Below are 22591 nucleotides of genomic sequence, written 5' to 3' on the forward strand. Positions count from 1 at the left end.
TTAATTAAAATTAAGAGGATTTTTAGATTTTACAAAGAGCAATTATTAATTTGTTGCATCTTTAATTTCGTCGCCCATTTTTTCTGCACCTTCTTCCATATCATTTCCCATTTTGGTCGCCGTAGAATCGATAGCATCACCAGCGTCTTCAAGACCTGATTCAATATCATGACCCATTGATTCCATCGAATCTTCCATTTTGTCTTCAGTAGATTCTTTGCAAGAAACAATGGTTAAAGCAGCAACAACAGCTAAACTTAAAAATAATTTTTTCATAAATAAATGTTTTAGATTATAAATTAGTTATTCAAATGTAGTAATAATTATTTGACTTTAAGTAGTATACCTTTTTTTGAGTTTCTTAAATTACATTATTTAGTAAGGTTGTCTTAAAAAAAACCACTATTTCTAAAGGAAAACTTCAATCGCTAGTTAAGCAGAAAACGTTTCTACTTCTTTATTAATTTTTCCAACTAAACCAACCAATACTTTTCCTGGGCCAACTTCTGTGAAACTTGTTGCACCATCAGCAATCATTTGCTGAACGGATTGTGTCCAACGAACCGGAGCGGTTAATTGAATAATCAAGTTCTTTTTAATTTCTTCTGGATTAGTCACCGCCGTTGCGGTTACATTTTGATAAACAGGGCAGATTGGTTTTGAAAATGTAGTTGCTTCAATAGCCGCAGCCAATTCTTCTCTGGCAGGCTCCATCATCGGTGAATGAAAAGCTCCACCAACGGGTAGAATTAACGCTCTTTTTGCTCCGGCTTCTTTCATTTTTTCGCAAGCTAATTCAACGGCTTTGTATTCGCCAGAAATCACTAATTGTCCCGGACAATTATAATTGGCAGCTACTACAACCCCATCAATCGAGGCACAAATGTCCTCTACAATTTTATCTTCTAAATTTAAAACAGCGGCCATGGTGGAAGGTTTGATTTCACACGCTTTTTGCATCGCTAGGGCACGCTTAGAAACTAATCGCAAACCGTCTTCAAATGATAAGGCTCCATTGGCAACTAAAGCAGAAAATTCGCCTAAAGAATGTCCCGCTACCATTTCTGGCTTAAAATTTTCCAACGTTTTTGCCATAATAACCGAGTGTAAAAACACGGCCGGTTGTGTTACTTTGGTTTCTTTTAATTCTTCTGGAGTTCCTTCAAACATGATGTCTGTAATTCGGAAACCAAGAATTTCATTGGCTTGTTCAAATAATGCTTTGGCTACCGCCGAATTTTCATATAAGTCTTTACCCATTCCGGTAAATTGAGCACCCTGGCCCGGAAATACGTATGCTTTCATAGTAGTTAAATTAAAGTTTATGGTCCTACGTTTTTGTAAACCTAAACAAAAATACTATTTATTTCTATAAAATGTTAGGGCACCTGATGGACATTTGTTAACGGTAGCTATGATTTTTTCAGAAGTGGAAGTATCGATTTTAATCTATGGTTTTTCTTTAGGTCGAAATACAGCTGGATTGTTGCGAACACAATTGCCTGGATGAATACATTTTTCTGATTGCCAAACCACAGTCACTTCTCCATTGGTGTATTCTTTTTTAAGGTCTTTGGAACCCATAGGAGTCTGTTTTTTAATTTATAATACGTCTTTAAATGTGGGCGTTTTATCAAAAACACTTTTTGCAAAATTACAAAGCGGAATTATTTTAATGTTTTTTTCTCTAGCAAATTCCACTGCTTTTTCAACCATCATTTTGCCATACCCTTTGCCGTTGTTTCCCGGATTTACTTCTGTATGATCGATGATTATTTTGTCAGTTCCAGCAAAAATAAAAGTCATTTTTGCTTCGGTTTTTTCGTCTACTTCGATGTAAAAAAGACCATTTTGATCGTTGGTCTTTAATTTAACGGCTTCTTTCATAACTGCTTTTTTATTAATTACGGTGGCTAAATATTAAGTTAAACTTCCATCGGTATTTCCATTACTAAAAATTTAGATGCGGTATTGGCTTTAATTTCAATTTCTGAAGTAGCTGTAATGCCAATAGCATCTCTTTTTTCTAATAGCTCACCATTTACTTCAATTTCTCCTTCGATGTTCATGATATAAAAACCATTTCCTTCCTTTTTTAGAGATAATTTTTTAGAGAAATCTTGTTCAAAATCACTTAAATAAAACCAAGCATCTTGATGAACCCAAACACCATCATCTTCTGGATTAGGCGATAAAATCTGTGCAAAATTATTTTTTTGTAATGATTTGTCTAAAGTGATTTGCTGGTATCGAGGAGCTACATTTTTTGTTTTCGGAAACAACCAAATTTGAAATAATTTTGTTTTTAAATCGGCATTTGGATTAAACTCTGAATGTTGAATGCCTGTGCCAGCACTCATGACTTGCACGTCGCCTGTTTTAATAGTGGCAGAATTTCCCATGCTGTCTTTGTGAGCCAAATCGCCTTCGAGCGGAATGGTAATAATTTCCATATTCTCGTGTGGATGTGTTCCAAAACCCATGCCTGCAGCAATGGTATCGTCGTTTAGCACTCGCAACACGCCAAATTGTACTCGTTCTGGATTATACCAACTACCAAAACTAAAACTGTGATAGGCGTTTAACCATCCGTGGTTGGCATTTCCTCTTGTATTGGCTCGGTGCAAAACAGTGTTTTTCATGAAGTTATAAATTTAGTGATTATGATACAAATTTACAACCACCTGAATGGATTAGCACTTAACCTAGATTAAGAAATCATTTTTTTTACTAATTTACTTTTCATTTTGCTAAAAAACTCGGGAGTCACTCCAATATAGGAAGCGATTTGTTTTTGTGGTACCCTTTGAATAAGTGTTGGGTATTTCAAACAAAATTTTTCAAAGCGTTCTTCGGCAGATAAACTCAGATTGTCCATTAATCGTTCTTGATGAGCAACTAATGATTTTTCAGTTAATATTCTAAAAAAGCGTTCTAATTTTGGAATTTCTAAATATAAGGCTTCTTGATTTTCCTTCGAGAGCAAAACCACTTCTGCATCTTCGTTTACTTCGATGTATAAATTGCCTGGTTTTTGTGAAATTAAACTGTACATGTCACCAATCCACCAACCTTCGCAGGCAAAATGTAACACGTGTTCAACAATGTGGTCATTGATGGTGAAACTTCTCAAAATTCCAGTTTGCACAAAGTAGGTCTGTTTGCAAATTTCGCCCGGTCGCAATAAAACCGTTTTTGCATTATAGTGCTGTTTCGTTACTTTCGATAAAAATAAATTTTCCTCTTCGGAAGTAAGTGAAATAAATTTTCCTATATGGTCTATAATAGAATTCATATTTTCAAATTTACAAATAAAAAGCATCACTTTTGACCAAGAATAAGTGTGAAAAACGCTATTTTTGAAAGCTTAATTAGGAATTATGAAAACCGAAAAAGATAAGATGTTAGCGGGTGAAAATTATTTTGCAAACGACAAGCAATTAGTAGAAGAACGATTGCGTGCCAAAAAATTATTACATAAATTAAATGTAACCGAATATGTGATGAACGGCAATGCTCGCAATATTTTACATCAACTTCTTCCCAATGCTCACAAACGGCTTTATGTAGAGCCACCTTTTTTTTGTGATTACGGTTACAACATTCACGCAGGTGAAAATGTTTACTTTAATGTTAACTGTGTCGTGTTAGATGGAATGAAAGTTGAAATTGGCAACAATGTTTTTTTTGGTCCTCACGTGCAATTGTATACAGCTTCGCATCCGCTTGACGCAATGGAACGGAGAACGGTAGAATTTTCTAAACCAATTTCTATTGGCAATGATTGTTGGGTAGGCGGAAACACTGTAATTTGTCCTGGAGTAAAAATAGGCAATGGCTGTACCATTGGAGCAGGTTCCGTGGTAACTAAGGACATTCCGGATAACTCTTTAGCAGTAGGAAATCCTGCAAAAGTTATCCGAAAGTTAAATAAATAAGGATAATTTTTATGCTAATGCTTCTTTTATTCTTCTCAATGCTTCTATTAGTAATTCTTCACTCGTTGCATAGGAAAAACGAATACAATCTGGATTTCCAAAGGCGTCACCCGTTACGGTAGCGACATTTGCTTCTGCTAATAAATACATCGAAAAATCCGTAGCATCTTTGATGAATGTTCCCCGTAAGGTTTTGCCAAAATAAAAGGAAACGTCTGGAAAAACATAAAAAGCTCCTTCGGGTACATTTATTTTTAAGTTTGGAATAGCTTGAATTAATCCCACCACTAAATCTCTTCTTTTATGGAAGGCTTCAACCATGTAATTTAAAACACTTGGATCTGCATCAACAGCAGCAATCGTAGCTCTTTGAGCAATTGAATTGGCTCCAGAAGTCACTTGACCTTGCATTTTTGTACACGCTTTGGCAATAATTTCTGGAGCACCAATATAGCCAATTCTCCATCCTGTCATTGCAAAAGCTTTGGCAACACCATTCACCGTAATGGTTCTGTCAAACATGCCTGGAATTGAAGCGATGCTACAAAAAGTTCCTGAAAAATTAATATGTTCATAGATTTCATCCGAAACCACATAAATATTTTCATGCTTTAAAATCACTTTAGATAAAGCAGTTAATTCTTCTCGATTAAAAACCGAACCACTTGGGTTGCAAGGAGAAGAATACCAAATCATTTTGGTTTTTGGAGTAATGGCTTTTTCTAATTGTTCTGGAGTGATTTTAAAATCAGTTTCAATAGAAGTGGGTACTTCTACTGGAATTCCCCCCGACATTTTAATAATCTCATAATAAGAAACCCAATACGGAGCGGGTAGAATAACCTCGTCGCCTTCGTTGATCATACATTGTGCTACATTGTATAACGCTTGTTTTGCACCTGTAGAAACCACCACATTACTTGGCTTATAGTCCAACTCATTATCTCTTTTAAATTTTCTGCAAATGGCTTCTTTCAAATCTGCATAACCATCCACGGGAGAATAGGTAGAATAATTTTCATCGATTGCTTTTTTTGCAGCTTCTTTTATAAAATCAGGGGTGTTAAAATCAGGCTCGCCTAAACTTAAACTGATAATGTCTTTTCCTTGAGCTTTTAATTCTCTAGCCAAGGCAGCCATTGCTAAGGTTTGAGAAGTAGATAAACTGTTGATTCTGTCTGAAAGGGGATTGTTCATGGTAGTAATGTGTAATAAAATTTCAAATTAAAACCATTAAAATATTTAAGATTACTAAGTTTTGAGTCTTAATGAAACTAAATAGTTTAATGGTCAATACTGTTTTAATAAATGTTGTCGGTCAATTTTAAATTTTAAGATCAAAAATTGTGAGTCATCAATCTTATGCTATTTGCGGCTTTTGTCCAAGTTCTTTTAGGTGTTTAAAATGAGCAATTACTGCTTCTCGCATTGTTTTAAACTCATGATAAGGCAGGTTGCACTCTTTAGCCGTTTCACGCACAATTTCTGCAATTTTACCATAGTGAACATGGCTGATATTTGGAAAAATATGGTGTTCGATTTGGTGATTTAAACCGCCTGTATACCAGTTGACAATCCAACTTTTAGGGGCAAAATTTGCCGTTGTGAATAATTGGTGAATGGCCCACGTGTTTTCTAATTCTCCGTTCTCATCTGGAACTGGGTTTGTAGTTTCTTCAACCACATGTGCTAATTGAAAAACAACACTTAAAATTAAACCTGCAGTATAATGCATCACTACAAAACCTAGTACTACTTTCCACCACGTTATTCCCATTAGCATAGGAACCACTAACCAAATCGAGAAGTAAATTACTTTGGTGATGATTAACGTTGTCCATAAAATTTTTGGGCTTTTGGCTTCTCCGTATGATAATTTTCGTTTTAAATAGGCTCTCATTTGTTTGAAATCAGTTGTAATTGCCCAATTAAAGGTTAATAAGCCATATAGAAAAACAGAATAAAAATGTTGAAATTTATGAAAATATTTCCATTCCGATTGTTTTGAAAAGCGGATGATTCTACCCGCATCAAGATCTTCATCATGTCCAACAATATTGGTATAGGTATGATGTAAAACATTGTGCTGTACTTGCCAATTGTAAACATTTCCGGCTAGAATGTAGATGCTTCCACCCATTATTTTATTTAACCACGGTTTGTTAGAGTACGAACCATGATTTCCATCATGCATGACGTTCATTCCAACACCAGCCATTCCAATACCAATCACTACATTAAGTAGAAGATAAGTCCAAAAAGGCATATCCATTGCCAATAGGAAAAAATAAGGCGTTAAGAAAATAGAAAACATGATAATGGTTTTTAAATGTAGTTTCCAATTACCTGTTTTTTGGATTTTATTTTCTTTAAAATAGTTGTTTACCCTTGAGTTTAACGTTCTAAAAAACTTTAGATTGTCTTGTTTTGAAAATGTAGGGATATTGTTATTCATTTATTTTGTAAATTTTTTCCAAAGGTAACTATTATTATAAGTCAGAACATCGAACAAACTATAAAATTTCAACAGGAATTTGTTTACTTTTGTTAAAAATAGCACAAGATGGAAGAAATTACCAAGTATTTTCCTAATTTATCTGAAAATCAGGTGATTCAATTTCGGAAATTAGAAGAATTATATCAAGATTGGAATGCCAAAATCAATGTCATTTCTCGTAAAGATATCGATGAATTATATGTCAAACATGTACTTCATTCTCTAGGAATTGCCAAAATCATTTCTTTACAACCGCATACGACCGTTTTAGATGTCGGAACGGGTGGCGGTTTTCCGGGTATTCCGTTAGCGATTTTATTTCCAGAAGTTCAATTTTATTTGATTGATGTCATCGCAAAAAAAATAAAAGTAGTGAATGAAGTGGCTACTGCTTTAGGATTAGAAAATGTAAAAGCGGAACAAATGCGTGCAGAACAGGTAAAAGACGATTTTGATTTTATTGTTAGTCGGGCGGTAACCAATATGCCAGACTTTGTGAATTGGGTTAAAGAAAAAGTGAAAAACAAATCCAATCATGATTTAGCGAATGGTATTTTGTATTTAAAAGGCGGTGATTTAACTGAGGAATTAGCTAGTTTTCCAAAAGCAGTGCAGTTTTCGTTAGCTGACTTTTTTACAGAAGATTTTTTTGAAACTAAAAAAGTGGTCCATTTACCACTGAAACATAAAAACTAAAAACCACGAATAGTAAGATTTAATAAACTATTCGTGGTTTTAATGAGTCTTAGTTTTTACTGCTTAATTAGTTTTTTAACGATAGTTTTATCTGCCGATTCAATTTTAATAAAATAAAAGCCTTTTGTTAATTGAATTGGAATTTGATAATTCCCTGATATGTTTAGCTGTTTTTTACTGAAAACAATTTTTCCAGTTGCATCCGCTATTTTTATTGTAGCATTTGAGATTGTATTTGGACTAAAAACTTCAATCACATTTGTAAATGGATTTTTAATTGTCAAGGTGTTTTGCCATGGTATTTCACCAATTGATAAAGGAGAATTTAAAATTTCCTCTAAAGCAAAATCAACATTTCCTTCGGTTAGCGTAACGTGGTCTTCATTTTCTGAGGGAACATACGTGGCAACAAACGGTGTGGCAGTGCTTGAGGTAACGGTACTAAACCAATTTGGATTTGTGATTGCTAATGAGCTTAAGGTCGGAATAAAACAAAAACGATCAATTAACAAATTGGCTAAAAAATCGTCTAAAGTGGGATTTCCGCTTCCGTCAGCTGCAAAATCGGCCACATTAAACATGCCGCCTGGAGCAGCATCTAAACCAGCAGAAGTGGCGGGTGAAGTTGCATTAGCTGTACTTGAAAATAAAGTAACCCAGAATAAAAGGTATTGTTGAGCTCTAAAACGACTGACTAACTGATTGGAAACTCCCGCAGGAGGCGTAAATCGTATGTCAAAACGTGCTCGTTGCGTGGTGCTTGCATCTACAATATAATCATCAAGAACAAACATTCCCGGAGTTCCAGTTGTTGTTCCATTGCCGCTTCCGTTAGAAATAGCCACATTTCTTGTCTCAGTTGGAAAGCCCATGGCGTTTAATTCATTTTGAAAAGCCGTTCTAAAGTTAGGTGCTCCTGTTGGCAATTGAATTGCATTGTTGAATTCTGTTGCACTACCGCTTTGAAGATGGCCTTTATAATGGTCTAACAACATTTGTTTTGCTGCGGGGCTGTCTATTACTTGTGAAACTAAATCCTGAATCGTCACATCTCCTAAAGGGCCAAAAGCCATATAGTTAAATAAATGTTGAAAACCAATGGGAACATTAGCACCTAAATGAGGCGAATCAAAAGAAAGATATAAACGAGCATCATGCTCCATGTTGTTTTGTTCCATATACCGCAAGGCATAACGGCTAATTAATCCACCCATACTTGGGCCGATCACCACATTTTGTTCGTTTCCTATTTTTTGAGCGTTAATTTGATTAATGAGTTCTACTAAAATCATGGCATTTCGCTGGATGAAATCTGCACCACCATCAATAACTACTCCATCAACGGGTGAATATTGCGGAAAATTTAAAATGATAACATCATATCCTTCCGCACGAACAATATCACCTAGGTTTTCTCCAGACGTTCCATAATCTAAAATAGAGTAAATGAGTTCCGTTCCACGAGAATCTCCCGGATCAAAACCGTCCACTAAAAAAATAGGTTTATCCAAAACTTGATCAACATTGTCTAAATAGATTTCATATTCTCCTTGACCTAAATAGGAAGTCGGTTCGCCAAATCCTTGAAAAGGTATAGTAGCCGTGATGGATGTTGCTTGAATGACATTTCCAGACTGATTGTTTTTGTTGGTTTGAATATCAATTTCTGACGAGATGATTTTCTCTTCACCCGAATTGAAGTTGATTTTAAAGGATAAATTCTTTTTTCCATTAGAATCAAAATTTACTTGAAATGGCTGATTAATTAGCACTGATTGCCAAGCTTGATTTGGGTTTAATCGATAAGAAATAGCTTGAATTGTTTTTGACGTTGTATTGTAAATATGTTTGTCTGATAAAATAAAATTAACTAAGTTTAATTTAGATTTTCCTACTAGCGGTGCCATTAAAACTAATTCATGAATTTGAAAAGCCTCGTTTATTGTTGGATTTAAAACAAATTGCTGTTTGTTATTCTGACTTATTTCTTGATTTTCAAACACAGTAGGTTTAATCGTTTCAACATCAGAAATAAGGATAGCTAATGGAATTTCTTTTGAAAAAAAAGCGTTGTCTGCTTCCTTTTTTAATTGGTCATAAGCAGGAAACCGCTGTAAAAAATCGGCTCGTTGTACTTCGTGATAAACTTGTTTAAAATACAGGGAAGAAATCACTTCTTTAGGCGATTTTGTAACTTTAGAAAGTTCAAAAACTTGATCATAAAGAATATTCGTTTTTGTTTTGTCTTTTAGCAAATCATATTTTCCGTTTTGAGCATAGGAAAATAGTATTGCAAAAAGTGCTACAAGAGTAATTTTTGTTTTCATGAGCGGTTTTTTTTGTTTGATTGCGAATGGTTTAGTTCAATCAAATATAAAAAAAAGTCCGAACAATTTGCTCGGACTTTCATATATATTAAAAAAAATTAAAATTATCCTAAAAATGGGTAACGGTAATCTTCTGCAGTTACAAAGGTTTCTTTAATAGTTCTTGTAGAAACCCAACGCAATAAGTTTTGCATTGAACCTGCTTTGTCATTTGTTCCAGAACCTCTAGCTCCACCAAAAGGTTGCATTCCTACTACTGCTCCTGTGGGTTTGTCGTTAATGTAAAAGTTTCCAGCTGCGTTTTCTAGGGCTTGAGTTGCTTCTACAATTGCATACCGGTCTTGGCTGAAAATAGCTCCTGTTAAAGCATATTCTGATGTCTCGTCAACTAGCTTTAATGTTTCAGACCATTTTGCATCTTCATATACATAAATCGTGATTACTGGTCCAAAAAGCTCAGTTTCCATAGTGGCGTATTTTGGATTTGAAGTTAGAATAACGGTTGGTTCAATAAAATAACCTTTTGATTTATCGTAATTGCCGCCAATGATAACTTCTGCATCACTATCTTTTTTTGCTTGATCAATATAACGAGCTAATTTGTCAAAGGAAGCTTCTGAAATTACTGCCGTAACAAAATTTCCAAAATCTTCAGGTGAACCCATTTTCATCGAATTAACATCAGTGGTCAATTGTTCTTTTACTGCTGGCCACATACTTTGAGGAATATAAGCTCTGGATGCCGCGGAACATTTTTGTCCCTGATATTCAAAAGCTCCACGTGTAATACCGGTCACTACTTGTTTAACAATTGATGAAGGATGAGCTACGATGAAATCTTTTCCGCCCGTTTCTCCTACAATTCTTGGATAGGTTTTATAATTACTGATGTTGGTGCCTATTTTTGCCCAAATGTCATTAAAGACACCCGTTGAGCCTGTAAAGTGAACGCCTGCCAAATGCGTGTTTGATAAAACAACTTCAGAAATCATTGCTGAGTCTCCCATGACCATATTAATAACTCCGTCTGGTAAGCCTGCTTCTTTAAAAATTTGCATCACGATGTTAGCCGAATAGACTTGTGTTGCTGCTGGTTTCCATACCACAACATTGCCCATTAAGGCAGCACTAGCGGGTAAGTTTCCTGCAATTGCGGTAAAGTTAAAAGGGGTGATGGCATATACAAATCCTTCTAAAGCACGGTATTCTACTTTATTCCAAACATCAGAGTTTGAAGCAGGTTGATCGTTATAAATTTGCGTCATGAATTGAACATTGTAACGTAAAAAGTCAATCAATTCACAAGAAGCATCAATTTCAGCCTGATAAATAGTTTTGGATTGGGCAATCATGGTTGCGGCATTAATTCTAGCTCGGTACGGGCCTGCAATTAATTCAGCTGCTTTTAAAAAGACAGAAGCTCTGTGCTCCCATGGCATTTGCGACCATTTTTTTCTAGCTTCAAGGGCAACATTTATCGCTTTTTCAATATGTGATTTTTCCGCTAAATGAAATTTCCCTACATTATGTTTATGGTCGTGAGGTGCCGACATATTTTTGGTATTGTTGGTGCGAATTTCTTCAGAACCAATATACAAAGGAACATCTATATTTTCGTTCCACATTTTTTTATAAGCTGCTAAAACTGCTGCTTTTTCTGGACTATTAGGAGCGTACGTTTTAACGGGTTCGTTAACTGCTTTTGGGACTTGAAAAAAACCTTTTAACATAATATGAAAAGTTTAAAATTGAACAATTTGTTGAAAAAGTCAATAATTTTTTTAGGATTATAAACTTAATTGCAAAAGTACGAAGGTTTTTTTGAATTGTTGATAACAAAAGTTACAAAGCAAAATACGATAGAGAAAGATTTAATTTAAAGCAAAAGGAGCACTTAATTTAAAAGTAGGAACAATCACTTTAAAATTACGCGTTGAGGTAAAATTAATCATATTGAAATAACCTTTCATTGCACCAAAAGGAGAGGATAACAAACAACCAGAACTATACGTATAGTTTTCGCCTGGTTTTAAAACGGGTTTTTTTCCGATAACGCCTTCGCCATCTACAATTTCTAGGTTATTAAGTGCGTCTAATATTTCCCAATGGCGAGACATTAGCTGAACGGAATCTTTGCTGTGATTTTCGATAGTAATATGGTAACTAAAAGCAAAATGAAGTTTATAGTTCTTGAAGTAAGTGCCTTCAAAACTAGTAGAAACTGAAATCTTTATACCTCGAGTAATCTGTGTAACCATTCCTAATATAAAATAAAAACAAACAAAAGCATTAATAAACCTACAAAAACTGCGGTTATGGACAGCATAAAGTTCAAAAGTACAAATTTAATTATTGTTTTCAAACGGCTTTGACCATAAAAGTTTCGGAGAGCTTTATAAAAATAAAAATATAAACCTAAGAATATAAATCCGTCTAACTTAATAGCTGTGAGTAAATTGAGAAATTCAAAGAGGAATAAAATTAAAAAAACAAAACTCATTACACTAAAAACAAAAACGAGATGCTCTGCATAGTTTAATTTGCTTCTGTAATAAAGCAGAGCGAAATTGAGCGTTAAAAACGGAAGCGATATAAAAAGAATAAAGGTCAACTTGTCTATAAAATAATTGAAAAACTTTTCAGACGAAGTAGAACCACTCGTATTCATTTCGATAATTTGAAAGCATTTTTTAAGCAAAAATTTATTCCAATTTGTTGAATCGTGTTTTAGGGTTTCTAATATTTTATTGTAATCGGTTTCTTTAGATTTTTCTATAAAAGAGGTGTAGGTGTCAATTTTATAATACAAACTAGTGATTGCGTTTTTCTTAGCTAGCTGTTTCTCTGTATATAAGGTGTCGTTTTTTTTCTTAAAAACAGCATCCAATTCTTTGTCCTGAAATGCGTTTAGCTTTAATACGGAATCCAATTCTTTTTCTGCCTTTTTTTCGCTTTCTGCCTGGGCAAGACTGTCGATAGGTGTTTCTTTTATCTTTTCATTTTCAAAATGATACGCATTGTCATCCGCTGGAGAGAAGTTGTTAATGAGCCCGAGTAAAATAAAATAAACTAAGGAAATACTTAAATAAAACCGAAACGGATTGGCATAAAACATTCTTTTTCCCGCTATAAATTCTTTAGCGGCTTGACCAGGCTTGGTGAATAAAGAGCGAATGGTGTTTTTTACTTTTGAATCATAAGCATAAAAATTTGCTAAAAACTCCTCAATAAAATCTTTTAAAGTTAAACGTTTGTTTGAGTTTTTCTGACTACAATTCGGACAGTACTTGTCTGTAATATCTAAAGGATGGTTGCAATTTAAGCAACTGTTTCCACGATAATTTTTTAACCTTTTGCTTGACACTGATTTAGTTTCGTAGTTTGTTATTTGACCATGTCTATTGAGTTGGTAGACCCTCTTCCAACAACTCTGTCATACCGCTCGTTATTGGCTCTATAATATACTAAACAAGTATAATTATTTTCAGTTTGAATATAATTACCGTCTAACGCATTTTCAAAATCTACTTTCCCATTAGAATCAGCTAAAGTGTATTGATAATTAGTAAATCCCTGCTTGATGACAATTGCTTTTTCGTAAAAACCTTTTTCTTTATTAAATTCCATTTTGTTTTCTGGGGTTAGGGCATAATTATTAAACATGCCTGTGACATAAATGTCATTTTTTCCATAATAAGTCGGAGCACTTAAAGAGAAAAACACCCAGGAATAATCTGATTCAACGTCATTGTTTTCTCTAGAATCAATATTTTGAACAACAAAAGTACCGTTAGCATCTGGAGCATACGTATAAGGGTTGTTTCCTCTTGGATAATTGGTTTGCAAATAGGTGTTATAAATTCCGGTTAGTGAAATTCGTCTCACATTATTTGAAGCATTTCGAATGTCTTTGTTTTCATAAAATAAAAACTCATTTCCGGCCCAAAACTGTGTTTCCTTATCGTATTTATAATATAAATCTGTTCCTAACGTATACATGGGTTTGATGTCGGTTATAGCGGTATTCCAAATATCATTTTGCAACAATAGTATTTTTAAATTTTGGATAGGATTTTGTAAAACAATATTAAGAGGTCTTACATAAAATTCTAGATTGTGTTTAAATTGCAAATCTTTAACATCTCGAGGGTTTTTTACAAGCATGGGAACACTGACTAAATCTTCATATAAAACAAACTTTCGAGAAAATACAATTTCTTGATTATTATTTAAAATATTCAGAATGTAGTTGCCACTCACTTTAAGTCTTTTTGTGATAGAGTTAGGTAGTTTTAACTGATATCTTGAATACAATTGCAATGTGTTAAATGAATTGTCATAGGTAATGATGCGTTGGTTGTCTAATCCCGTAAGGTATTCATTTAAATTCAAATCAGATTTAGTCCAATCATAATTACAATGGGTGATGGTATAGTAATAGTTCGCTTCATCACCAAACAAATCATCAAAGGCAAATTCAAAAGAATCACCTAATCTAAAAATTGGAATAACGTTTTGATTATTCTGAATAAATGAAGCGGTTTTGATGTTAAATGGAGGAATAACCTCTCCTATTGATTGGGCAATTAGCGTGAAGGAAAAAAAGAGAAAAGCAATTAAAATTCGAAATTTAATCATGTTGTGGTTCTTAGTATCAAAAAGTAAATATACTATTATTTGTTAATATATTAAAAAGCACTTTTTATTTTATGAATTGTTTAGGACTAACTATAATTTTGAAAAGGTATTCACTTTTAAATGAAATCGTTCCGTTAAAATTTTTAACTAAAAAAATACTTATTTAGAACAAGTATAAATAGACTTGCTTTTTCATACAATTCCAAATAGAGTTAGCCCTATTGCATTTAAATTTTTAAATTTGCACCGTTTAAATTATTTAAGAAAAATTACTAATCATATCTTCATTACCTATGTCTACAGACATTCAAATTAGAAAAGGATTAGACTTGAAATTAGTGGGCGATGCGGAGGCTACAGTTTCTACTGTGCCGCGTTCTCAAGTTTACTCTATTAAACCTTCTGACTTTCATAAAGTTACGCCAAAATTGACTTTAAAAGAAGGGGCTGAAGTTAAGGCTGGTGAAGCCCTATTTTATTCTAAAGATGACCAAGAAGTAAAATTTGTGTCGCCTGTGAGTGGAAAAATTATCGAAATTAAACGTGGTGAAAAGCGTGTGATTTTGGAAATTAGAATTCAAGCAGATGCACAAGACTCTTTTGTGGAACACGGAAAGAAAAATCCAAAAGAGATGTCTAGTGAGCAAATAAAAGCTCATTTACTTGCTTCTGGCTGTTGGCCATTCATTAAGCAACGTCCTTATGACGTAGTTGCTAATTCAAATGACACGCCAAAAGCTATTTTTATTTCAGGGTTTAGCACGGCTCCTTTGTCTGCTGATGTCGAAGTTTGTCTAAAAGACAAAGTGGCTTCTTTTCAGGCAGGTGTTGATGCGTTATCTAAACTAACTTCAGGTAAAATTCATCTTTCTTTAAGAGGAAAAATGAATTCTATTTTAAGTGGAATTTCTGGTGTTGAAAAACACAACGTCGTTGGGCCACATCCAGCTGGGAATGTAGGTGTTCAAATTGCAAAAGTAAACCCGATTAATGTGGGTGAACGCGTTTGGATAGTTGCTCCACAAGATGTAGCTATTATTGGCGATTTGTTTTTAACAGGACGATTTGATGCTACTAGAGTGATTGCTTTAACCGGTTCTGATGTGGCAAAACCACAATATTATACGGTTAAAATTGGTGCTCAAATTAAAGAAATTGTTTCAGGTAAATTATCGTCGGATAATGTTAGAATTATTTCAGGCGATGTGTTAACCGGAACAAAAGTAGGAATGGATGGAAATCTAGGATATTATTCTAATACAGTCACAGTTATCCCAGAAGGAAATTACTACCGAATGTTTGGTTGGTTGCCATTTGCTGGAGCAAACAAACACAGTGTGCAACGCACCGCTTTATCTTGGTTAATGCCAGGAAAAAAATACAAAGCAGATACCAATTTAAATGGGGAAGAAAGAGCGTTTGTAGTAACCGGAGAGATGGAAAAATTAATGCCTTTGGATATTTATCCTATGCAATTGTTAAAAGCATGTATAGCTCATGATATTGAAAAAATGGAAAATCTAGGGATTTACGAAGTTGCTCCAGAAGATTTTGCATTGATAGATTATGCCAATACGTCTAAAATTGAAGCTCAGGTTATTATCAGAGAAGCATTAGATTTAATGATTAACGAAGTAGGTTAAAAAATATAGCTATGAAGTTTTTAAGAGATAAAATAGATCAAATTAAAAAACCTTTTGGTAAAGGTGAAAAACTTGAAAGATTTGCACCAGCGGTAAATTCGTTGGATACATTTTTATTTGTTCCCAATCACACCACAAAGCATGGAGCTCATATTAGAGATGCGGTAGATTTAAAACGAACTATGATTACGGTTGTTTTAGCTTTATTGCCCGCTTTGGTTTTTGGAATATGGAATGCAGGATATCAAAGTTTATCGCAATTGCAAGAAGTAGTTCCGTTTATGGATGCTTTTATTCATGGACTTTGGAAAGTGATTCCGATGATAATCGTATCCTATGGTGTTGGATTAGGAATTGAATTTTATTTTGCAATTCAACGCGGGCATGATGTAAACGAAGGTTACCTCGTAACGGGATTATTAATCCCAATGATTATGCCGGTTGACTTACCGTTGTGGATGTTAGCCTTATCGGTTGCTTTTGCGGTGATTATCGGTAAAGAAGCTTTTGGAGGAACAGGAATGAATATTTTAAATCCTGCTTTAACGGCAAGAGCCTTTGCATTCTTTGCTTATCCAACCTTTATGTCAGGTGACAAGGTTTGGGTTTCTGATGCAACTACAATGGATGCCATTTCAGGGGAAACAATTTTAGGAAAATTAGCTGCCGGAAAAGAAGTAGCCTATGATACTTGGAGTATGTTTGAAGGAACAATTCCAGGTTCTATCGCAGAAACTTCTGTATTATGGATATTAGTTGGTGCCGCCATCTTAATTTTTACCGGAGTGGGAAGTTGGAGAATTATTGTCAGTGGCTTTTTAGGAGCTGCTTTTACAGCATTTCTTTTTGAACTTTGGGGAGCTAATCCTTTAATGAACTTCGGAATGTCGCACTTATTAGTAGGTGGCTTGGCATTTGGAGTGGTGTTTATGGCAACAGACCCTGTTTCTGCAGCACAAACTAACCGCGGAAAATGGATTTATGGATTTCTAATCGGGTTATTTAGTATTTTAATACGTGTATTTAATCCAGCTTATCCAGAAGGAGTAATGTTAGCTATTTTGTTGCTAAACGTTTTTGCTCCAACCATCGACCATTATGTGGTTCAAGGTAATATTAGTAGAAGAAAGAAAAGAGTTGCTAAACAATTAAAAACAGCCTAATCATGGATAGAAATAGTAACGGATATACGTTTTTGTTTGCAGGGATTATGGTCGTAGTTGTAGGAGCTTTATTGGCTTTTGCTGCTACTTCATTGAAAGATTTGCAAGATGAAAATGTTAAGAAAGAAAAAATGCAAAACATTTTAGCTTCTGTAGGTGTAAGTGTCGACAGAGATCATGCTGAAAAAGAGTTTGAAACAGTTATAAAACAAAAATTATCACTAAAAGTAGATGGTACAGTGGATGAAAGTGTATCTGCTTTTAATATTGATTTAAAACAAGAATTATCTAAACCAGCAGACAAACAATTATTTCCTTTATATGTCGCAGAAAAAGAAGGAAAAAAATTCTATATCATTCCGTTAAGAGGAGCTGGATTATGGAATGCAATTTGGGGATATGTTGCCTTAGAAGAAGATTTAAATACTGTTAAAGGTGCCGTTTTTGACCACCAAGGAGAAACGCCTGGTCTAGGAGCTGAAATTACTCAACAATGGTTTCAAGACCGTTTTGTTGGAGAAAAAATCATGGATAAATCAGGAGAAATTGTTGGGATAACAGTTGCTAAAGGAAATACCGACCCTTCTAAAGAAGATAATAAAGTAGATGCCATTTCTGGAGCTACTATTACAGGTGATGGTGTGACCGCAATGATTATAGAGAGATTAAGTCATTATAAAGAATATTTCTCTGCTCAAAAATCAAAATTAGCTTTAAATAATTAGAAATTATGTCAGAAGAAAAAGAAGCTTTATTTTCAAAGAAAAATAGAAGTTTATTGTCAGATCCCTTGAATGACAATAACCCAATTACAGTACAAGTTTTAGGAATTTGTTCGGCTTTAGCAATTACAGTTCAATTGGAACCAGCTATCGTAATGGCTTTATCAGTTATTGTAGTTACTGCTTTTAGTAATGTGACTATATCTCTATTAAGAAACTTAATTCCAAACCGAATCCGAATCATCGTTCAATTAGTTGTAGTAGCAGCTTTGGTAATTTTGGTTGACCAAGTATTAAAGGCTTATGCATACGACGTTAGTAAACAATTATCAGTATTCGTTGGATTAATTATTACCAATTGTATCGTTATGGGCCGTTTAGAAGCATTTGCTTTAGCAAATAAACCTTGGCCATCGTTTTTAGATGGTGTAGGTAATGGAGCTGGATATGGCTTACTACTTGTTGTAGTTGCCTTTTTTAGAGAATTACTTGGATCTGGAAAGCTATTTGGAATAGAAGTATTGGGTCATAAAGGAGTAACGTTAGCAGAATCAACAGGTTTGTATTCTTTTGGATATGAAAATAACGGGTTGATGTTGCTTTCTCCAATGGCTTTGATTGTTGTTGGAATCATAATCTGGATTCAACGTTCTAAAAACAGAAAATTAATTGAAAAACACTAATCATAGCATCGCTATCTAAAAATTATTACAATGCAAGAATTAGCTAGTTTATTTGTAAAAAGTATCTTCATAGAAAATATGATTTTCGCCTATTTCTTAGGAATGTGTTCCTATTTGGCGGTATCAAAAACGGTAAAAACAGCCGTTGGATTGGGAGTTGCAGTTATATTCGTTTTATCGATTACTGTTCCAATTAACTATTTATTAGATAACTATTTATTAAAACCAGGAGCGTTAAGTTGGTTAGGTGCAGAATATGCAACTTATGATTTGAGCTTTTTGAGTTTTATCATGTTTATCGCCGTAATTGCCTCTATGGTGCAATTGGTTGAAATGATTGTCGAAAAATTTGCTCCAGCTCTTTATGGTGCATTAGGTATTTTTCTTCCTTTAATTGCCGTAAACTGTGCAATCTTAGGAGGTTCTTTATTTATGCAACAAAAAGATTTTTCTGGAATATCTCAAGCCGTGACTTATGGTTTTGGCTCTGGTATCGGATGGTTTTTAGCTATTTTAGCTATAGCCGCTATTCGCGAAAAAATCGCTTACTCACACGTGCCAGCACCTTTAAGAGGATTAGGAATTACTTTCCTTATTACCGGTTTGATGGCGATTGCTTTTATGAGTTTCATGGGAATTAAAATATAATTTATAATAAGATAGAATGGAATATTCAGTAATTATAGCCAGTGTCGTTGTTTTCCTTATAGTCGTGTTTCTTTTAGTAGGGATGTTACTAGGAGCAAAAGCAAAATTATTGCCGTCAGGCCCCGTTAAAATTAAAATTAATGGTGAAGAACAAATCGAAGTTGAATCAGGAAATACCTTGCTTACCACATTAGGTAACAATAAAATATTTTTACCATCCGCTTGTGGTGGAGGTGGAACTTGTATTCAATGTAAATGTATTGTCACTAGTGGTGGAGGTTCTATACTTCCTACCGAAGAGCCTCATTTTACAAGAAAAGAAATTGCACAAGGATGGCGATTAGGTTGTCAAGTTAAAGTGAAAAATGATATGGTTATCGAAGTTCCTGAAGAGGTTTTCGGAATCAAAAAATTTGAAGCAAAAGTATTCTCTAATTATAACGTAGCTTCGTTTATTAAAGAATTTATTGTTGAGCTTCCAGACGATATGCATTATGAAGCAGGTGGATATATTCAAATTGAAATCCCTAAATGTGAAGTAAAGTATACAGAAATCGATATTGCAGCTCATCCTGAGGAACATCCAGGTGAACCTGAAAAATTTAAAGCAGAATGGGATAAATTTAATTTATGGCCATTAGTAATGAAAAACAATGAATTAGTTGAAAGAGCTTATTCTATGGCTTCTTATCCTGCTGAAGGTAGAAAAATCATGTTGAATGTGCGTATTGCTACGCCACCATGGGATAGAGCAAAAAATGGATGGGCGGCAGTCAATCCTGGAATTGCTTCTTCTTATATTTTTTCCAAAAAAGCGGGTGATCCAGTAATTGTTTCTGGTCCTTATGGTGAATTTTTTATCAACGAAAGTGAATCAGAAATGCTTTATGTTGGTGGTGGTGCTGGAATGGCTCCAATGCGTTCTCACTTATACCATCTTTTCAGAACCGTTAAAACAGGAAGAAAAGTAACTTATTGGTATGGTGGTCGTTCAAAAAGAGAGTTGTTCTATGTAGATCACTTTAGAGCCTTAGAAAAAGATTTTCCTAATTTTAAATTCTACTTGGCTTTATCTGAACCAATGCCAGAAGATAATTGGAAAGTAAAAGAAGGTGTTAATGGTGAAGGTGACGGATTTGTTGGATTTATCCACAATTGTGTAATTGATAATTACCTTTCTAAACACGAAAATCCAGAAGATATTGAATTGTATTTCTGTGGTCCTCCAATGATGAACCAAGCCGTTCAAAAAATGGGAGAAGATTATGGAATGCCTCCTGAAAATATCCGTTTTGATGATTTTGGAGGATAGTATTTTCTAAACAAATAGTTTTATACTTTAAACCATTAATAAGTTATTTTTAATTTATTAATGGTTTAATTTATTCAGGATGTTTCAACTCCTTTTTAATTTAATTAAGAATTCTTTTTGTCATTTCTAATTACCTTTGCAACATGGATATTTTAACAGTACAAGAATTGCATAATTTGGCCATGAATCATGTAGGAAAAGAGCTTGAATCGCTTGGCTATGAATTTTTAGCGGTCAATAGTCAGTTAAAACGGCACCCACAATTCGTTTGTGTAGACAAACCAACCAACACACTCCATTTTGTTTTAGTAACCGTTTATGAATACCCAAACGACCCAGCTGAATACGATTCTATCTGGATGGAAACGTTTAAAGCTCATGCTACTAAACTTAATGCAAAAGTTTTATATGCAGGAGTAGGCATCGCGAATGCGAACGATTATGAAAAACCAGTAACAAAAAATGAAGATTATATTCTTAATTACAATGGACTTCAAGAAATTAGCTAGTCTTTTAATTTTGGCATTGCTCACTTTGAGCTGTCAGTCAGATCATCTTCAGTTTTTTGTGATACAAGGCGAAGCACAAGGAAGCACCTATGCCATTAAATATAGTAGTGAACACGAAGTAGTCAATAAAAAAACAATCGATTCTTTATTGTTAGTTTTTGATTTGTCTTTGTCTACCTATCGTCCAGATTCTAAAATTTCTAAAATTAATGCAGGTGATTCTACCATCGTGGTGGATGATTTATTTGAAAAGACTTTTTCTACTTCTCATCAAATCTTTACAGAAACAAACGGGCTTTTTGACCCAACCATTGGTGTTTTAGTTAACGCGTATGGCTTTGGTCCAAACAAAAAAAGAATCGATTTAAACGCTTCAAAAATTGATAGTTTATTAGTATTTGTCGGCTTTGATAAAGTAAGCTTAAACCAAGATAAAACCATTACCAAAAAACATCCTGAAACCTATTTTGATTTTAACGCCATTGCACAAGGTTTTTCAGTAGATGTAGTCGTTGATTTTTTAAAGTCTAAAGGAATCCAAGATGGAATCGTTGAAATTGGTGGCGAAATCCTTGCCTTTGGCTCTAATAAAATAGAACAAAAAAATTGGATTGTCGGAATAGATGATCCAACTCAATCGCCAGAAGAACGAACCATCATTGCTAAAATAAAACTCGAAAACTTAGGCATGGCTACTTCTGGAAATTATAGAAAAGTAAAAATAGATAGCCTAACGGGACAAAAATTTGTCCATATTATCAATCCGAAAACAGGAGTTTCTGAAAAAAGCAACATTTTGAGTGCAACTGTATTAGCTCCAACTTGTATTGAGGCCGATGGATATGCCACCGCCTTTATGATTATGGATTTAGAAGCAACAACGGCCTTATTAAAAACTAAAAAGGAACTTGCTGTACTTTTGATTTATACCGATGAAAACGGAAAAATTAAGCAATTTCAATCAGATAATTTTAAAGAATTAATCGTAGATTAATTTTTGAAACAAACTGGAATAATTTCCCCTTTTGCCAAACAGTATTTTTCAACTAATTCAGGAGTCATTTTTGAAGTATAATCTTCTTCAACTACAGTAAATCCAATACTTCGAAGTTTGTCAAAATAATCACGGCCATAAATACGAACGTGGTCATATTGCCCAAAAACCATTGCTCGTTCTTTTTTATCTGTAATCGAGTCGTCCGAAAAGGTAACCGCTCGTGATAAATCTTGTGGAATTTGAAAAATCCCCATTCCGCCTGGTTTTAAGACCCGAAACAACTCCTGCATTGCTTTGGTGTCATCTGGAATATGTTCTAGCACATGATTGCACAAAATCACATCATATTCATTGTCTTTAAAAGGCAAATTACAAATATCAGCCTTGACATCCGCTAAAGGCGAAAACAAATCAGTTGTAGTATAAATAAGGTTTTTTTGATTTCGAAAACGTTTGTAAAAGGCTTGTTCAGGAGCAAAATGCAACACTTTTATTTTGTGTTCTGAGGTGAAAAAATGCGTTTCATTTTTTAAATACAACCATAACAACCGATGTCTTTCTAGCGAAAGAGTACTCGGAGACAATACGTTATTTCGTTGGTTTTCATAGCCATATGGTAAAAATTGACTAAAACTTTTTCCGTCAATAGGATCCGTGAATTTATTTCCTTTTAAAAACAAAGCTAAAATAGGACGAGCCACATAACTCAGCCGAATTAAGATAGGTCTCGGAACAGTATTTAAAATATATTTAAATGTTTTTTTCATAATTCTTCGCCATTAAGCCCTAGAAACGATTAGTTTAATACACCAATACGA

At 34.2% G+C, this 22591-nt stretch carries 23 protein-coding genes and 1 pseudogene; 10 read left to right on the plus strand and 14 right to left on the minus strand.

Annotated elements, in window-relative coordinates; all coding sequences use genetic code 11:
- Positions 1 to 45: 45 nt before the first annotated feature.
- The 6 genes and pseudogenes from PHR76_RS02005 to PHR76_RS02030 form a co-directional block, all read right to left on the minus strand.
- Positions 46 to 276 carry a hypothetical protein gene (locus PHR76_RS02005; protein WP_300057921.1) on the minus strand — a complete coding sequence of 77 codons (231 nt, stop codon included), beginning with the start codon at positions 274 to 276 and terminating at the stop codon, positions 46 to 48.
- 156 nt (positions 277 to 432) lie between these two features.
- A complete protein-coding gene (gene fabD, locus PHR76_RS02010) occupies positions 433 to 1305 on the minus strand; it encodes an ACP S-malonyltransferase (protein WP_300057923.1) in 873 nt (290 codons plus the stop codon).
- A 54-nt stretch (positions 1306 to 1359) separates the two neighbouring features.
- Positions 1360 to 1584: pseudogene (locus PHR76_RS02015) on the minus strand ((4Fe-4S)-binding protein).
- Positions 1585 to 1602: 18 nt separating this feature from the next.
- Positions 1603 to 1887, minus strand: coding sequence for a GNAT family N-acetyltransferase (locus tag PHR76_RS02020; RefSeq protein ID WP_300057925.1), 285 nt, complete (start codon positions 1885 to 1887; stop codon positions 1603 to 1605).
- A 38-nt stretch (positions 1888 to 1925) separates the two neighbouring features.
- On the minus strand, positions 1926 to 2642 hold the full coding sequence (locus PHR76_RS02025) for a pirin family protein (protein ID WP_300057927.1): 717 nt from the start codon (positions 2640 to 2642) through the stop codon (positions 1926 to 1928).
- A 68-nt stretch (positions 2643 to 2710) separates the two neighbouring features.
- Positions 2711 to 3295, minus strand: coding sequence for a Crp/Fnr family transcriptional regulator (locus tag PHR76_RS02030; protein WP_300057929.1), 585 nt, complete (start codon positions 3293 to 3295; stop codon positions 2711 to 2713).
- 85 nt (positions 3296 to 3380) lie between these two features.
- On the opposite strand from PHR76_RS02030, the gene PHR76_RS02035 reads away from it, so the two are divergent.
- Positions 3381 to 3938: a sugar O-acetyltransferase gene (locus PHR76_RS02035; RefSeq protein ID WP_300057931.1), complete on the plus strand. Its 558-nt coding sequence runs from the start codon at positions 3381 to 3383 to the stop codon at positions 3936 to 3938.
- 9 nt (positions 3939 to 3947) lie between these two features.
- On the opposite strand, the gene PHR76_RS02040 is transcribed toward PHR76_RS02035, so the two are convergent.
- Positions 3948 to 5135, minus strand: coding sequence for a pyridoxal phosphate-dependent aminotransferase (locus PHR76_RS02040; RefSeq protein ID WP_300057932.1), 1188 nt, complete (start codon positions 5133 to 5135; stop codon positions 3948 to 3950).
- Between the two features lie 163 nt (positions 5136 to 5298).
- Positions 5299 to 6393 carry an acyl-CoA desaturase gene (locus PHR76_RS02045; RefSeq protein WP_300057934.1) on the minus strand — a complete coding sequence of 365 codons (1095 nt, stop codon included), beginning with the start codon at positions 6391 to 6393 and terminating at the stop codon, positions 5299 to 5301.
- 108 nt (positions 6394 to 6501) lie between these two features.
- On the opposite strand from PHR76_RS02045, the gene rsmG reads away from it, so the two are divergent.
- Positions 6502 to 7131 (plus strand): 16S rRNA (guanine(527)-N(7))-methyltransferase RsmG, encoded by a 630-nt coding sequence (gene rsmG, locus PHR76_RS02050; protein WP_300057936.1) that lies wholly within the window; start codon positions 6502 to 6504, stop codon positions 7129 to 7131.
- 56 nt (positions 7132 to 7187) lie between these two features.
- Here rsmG and PHR76_RS02055 read toward each other — a convergent pair whose 3' ends face one another.
- From PHR76_RS02055 to PHR76_RS02075, 5 genes are all read right to left on the minus strand, one after another.
- Positions 7188 to 9458, minus strand: a complete 2271-nt coding sequence (locus tag PHR76_RS02055) for a T9SS type A sorting domain-containing protein (RefSeq protein WP_300057938.1) — start codon at positions 9456 to 9458, stop codon at positions 7188 to 7190.
- Positions 9459 to 9562: 104 nt separating this feature from the next.
- Entirely contained in the window at positions 9563 to 11188 is a 1626-nt protein-coding gene (pruA, locus tag PHR76_RS02060) for an L-glutamate gamma-semialdehyde dehydrogenase (RefSeq protein ID WP_300057940.1), read from the minus strand.
- A 141-nt stretch (positions 11189 to 11329) separates the two neighbouring features.
- Positions 11330 to 11716: a Co2+/Mg2+ efflux protein ApaG gene (apaG, locus tag PHR76_RS02065; RefSeq protein ID WP_300057942.1), complete on the minus strand. Its 387-nt coding sequence runs from the start codon at positions 11714 to 11716 to the stop codon at positions 11330 to 11332.
- A gap of 2 nt (positions 11717 to 11718) precedes the next feature.
- Positions 11719 to 12822 (minus strand): DUF3667 domain-containing protein, encoded by a 1104-nt coding sequence (locus tag PHR76_RS02070; RefSeq protein WP_300057944.1) that lies wholly within the window; start codon positions 12820 to 12822, stop codon positions 11719 to 11721.
- A gap of 20 nt (positions 12823 to 12842) precedes the next feature.
- The gene (locus PHR76_RS02075) at positions 12843 to 14096 is read right to left on the minus strand and encodes a DUF5103 domain-containing protein (RefSeq protein ID WP_300057946.1); all 1254 of its coding nucleotides are present in this window, start codon (positions 14094 to 14096) and stop codon (positions 12843 to 12845) included.
- Between the two features lie 293 nt (positions 14097 to 14389).
- Here PHR76_RS02075 and PHR76_RS02080 point away from each other — a divergent pair, with 293 nt between their 5' ends.
- From PHR76_RS02080 to PHR76_RS02115, 8 genes are all read left to right on the plus strand, one after another.
- Entirely contained in the window at positions 14390 to 15739 is a 1350-nt protein-coding gene (locus tag PHR76_RS02080) for a Na(+)-translocating NADH-quinone reductase subunit A (protein WP_300057948.1), read from the plus strand.
- Positions 15740 to 15750: 11 nt separating this feature from the next.
- Positions 15751 to 16902 (plus strand): NADH:ubiquinone reductase (Na(+)-transporting) subunit B, encoded by a 1152-nt coding sequence (locus PHR76_RS02085; protein WP_300057949.1) that lies wholly within the window; start codon positions 15751 to 15753, stop codon positions 16900 to 16902.
- A gap of 2 nt (positions 16903 to 16904) precedes the next feature.
- Positions 16905 to 17627 (plus strand): Na(+)-translocating NADH-quinone reductase subunit C, encoded by a 723-nt coding sequence (locus PHR76_RS02090; protein WP_300057951.1) that lies wholly within the window; start codon positions 16905 to 16907, stop codon positions 17625 to 17627.
- Positions 17628 to 17632: 5 nt separating this feature from the next.
- Positions 17633 to 18307 (plus strand): NADH:ubiquinone reductase (Na(+)-transporting) subunit D, encoded by a 675-nt coding sequence (locus PHR76_RS02095; RefSeq protein ID WP_300057953.1) that lies wholly within the window; start codon positions 17633 to 17635, stop codon positions 18305 to 18307.
- A gap of 30 nt (positions 18308 to 18337) precedes the next feature.
- Positions 18338 to 18955, plus strand: coding sequence for an NADH:ubiquinone reductase (Na(+)-transporting) subunit E (gene nqrE / locus PHR76_RS02100; RefSeq protein WP_300057955.1), 618 nt, complete (start codon positions 18338 to 18340; stop codon positions 18953 to 18955).
- 16 nt (positions 18956 to 18971) lie between these two features.
- On the plus strand, positions 18972 to 20267 hold the full coding sequence (nqrF, locus tag PHR76_RS02105; protein ID WP_300057957.1) for an NADH:ubiquinone reductase (Na(+)-transporting) subunit F: 1296 nt from the start codon (positions 18972 to 18974) through the stop codon (positions 20265 to 20267).
- A 143-nt stretch (positions 20268 to 20410) separates the two neighbouring features.
- Positions 20411 to 20776: a Na(+)-translocating NADH-quinone reductase subunit F gene (locus PHR76_RS02110; RefSeq protein WP_300057959.1), complete on the plus strand. Its 366-nt coding sequence runs from the start codon at positions 20411 to 20413 to the stop codon at positions 20774 to 20776.
- Positions 20730 to 21770: an FAD:protein FMN transferase gene (locus PHR76_RS02115; protein ID WP_300057961.1), complete on the plus strand. Its 1041-nt coding sequence runs from the start codon at positions 20730 to 20732 to the stop codon at positions 21768 to 21770. Before PHR76_RS02110 ends, PHR76_RS02115 begins: the two co-directional genes overlap by 47 nt.
- Here the strand turns inward: PHR76_RS02115 and PHR76_RS02120 are convergent.
- Positions 21767 to 22540 (minus strand): class I SAM-dependent methyltransferase, encoded by a 774-nt coding sequence (locus tag PHR76_RS02120; protein WP_300057963.1) that lies wholly within the window; start codon positions 22538 to 22540, stop codon positions 21767 to 21769. The genes PHR76_RS02115 and PHR76_RS02120 overlap by 4 nt on opposite strands.
- Between the last annotated feature and the right edge of the window lie 51 nt (positions 22541 to 22591).

The sequence above is a fragment of the Flavobacterium sp. genome (assembly GCF_028689845.1).
Lineage (GTDB): Bacteria > Bacteroidota > Bacteroidia > Flavobacteriales > Flavobacteriaceae > Flavobacterium.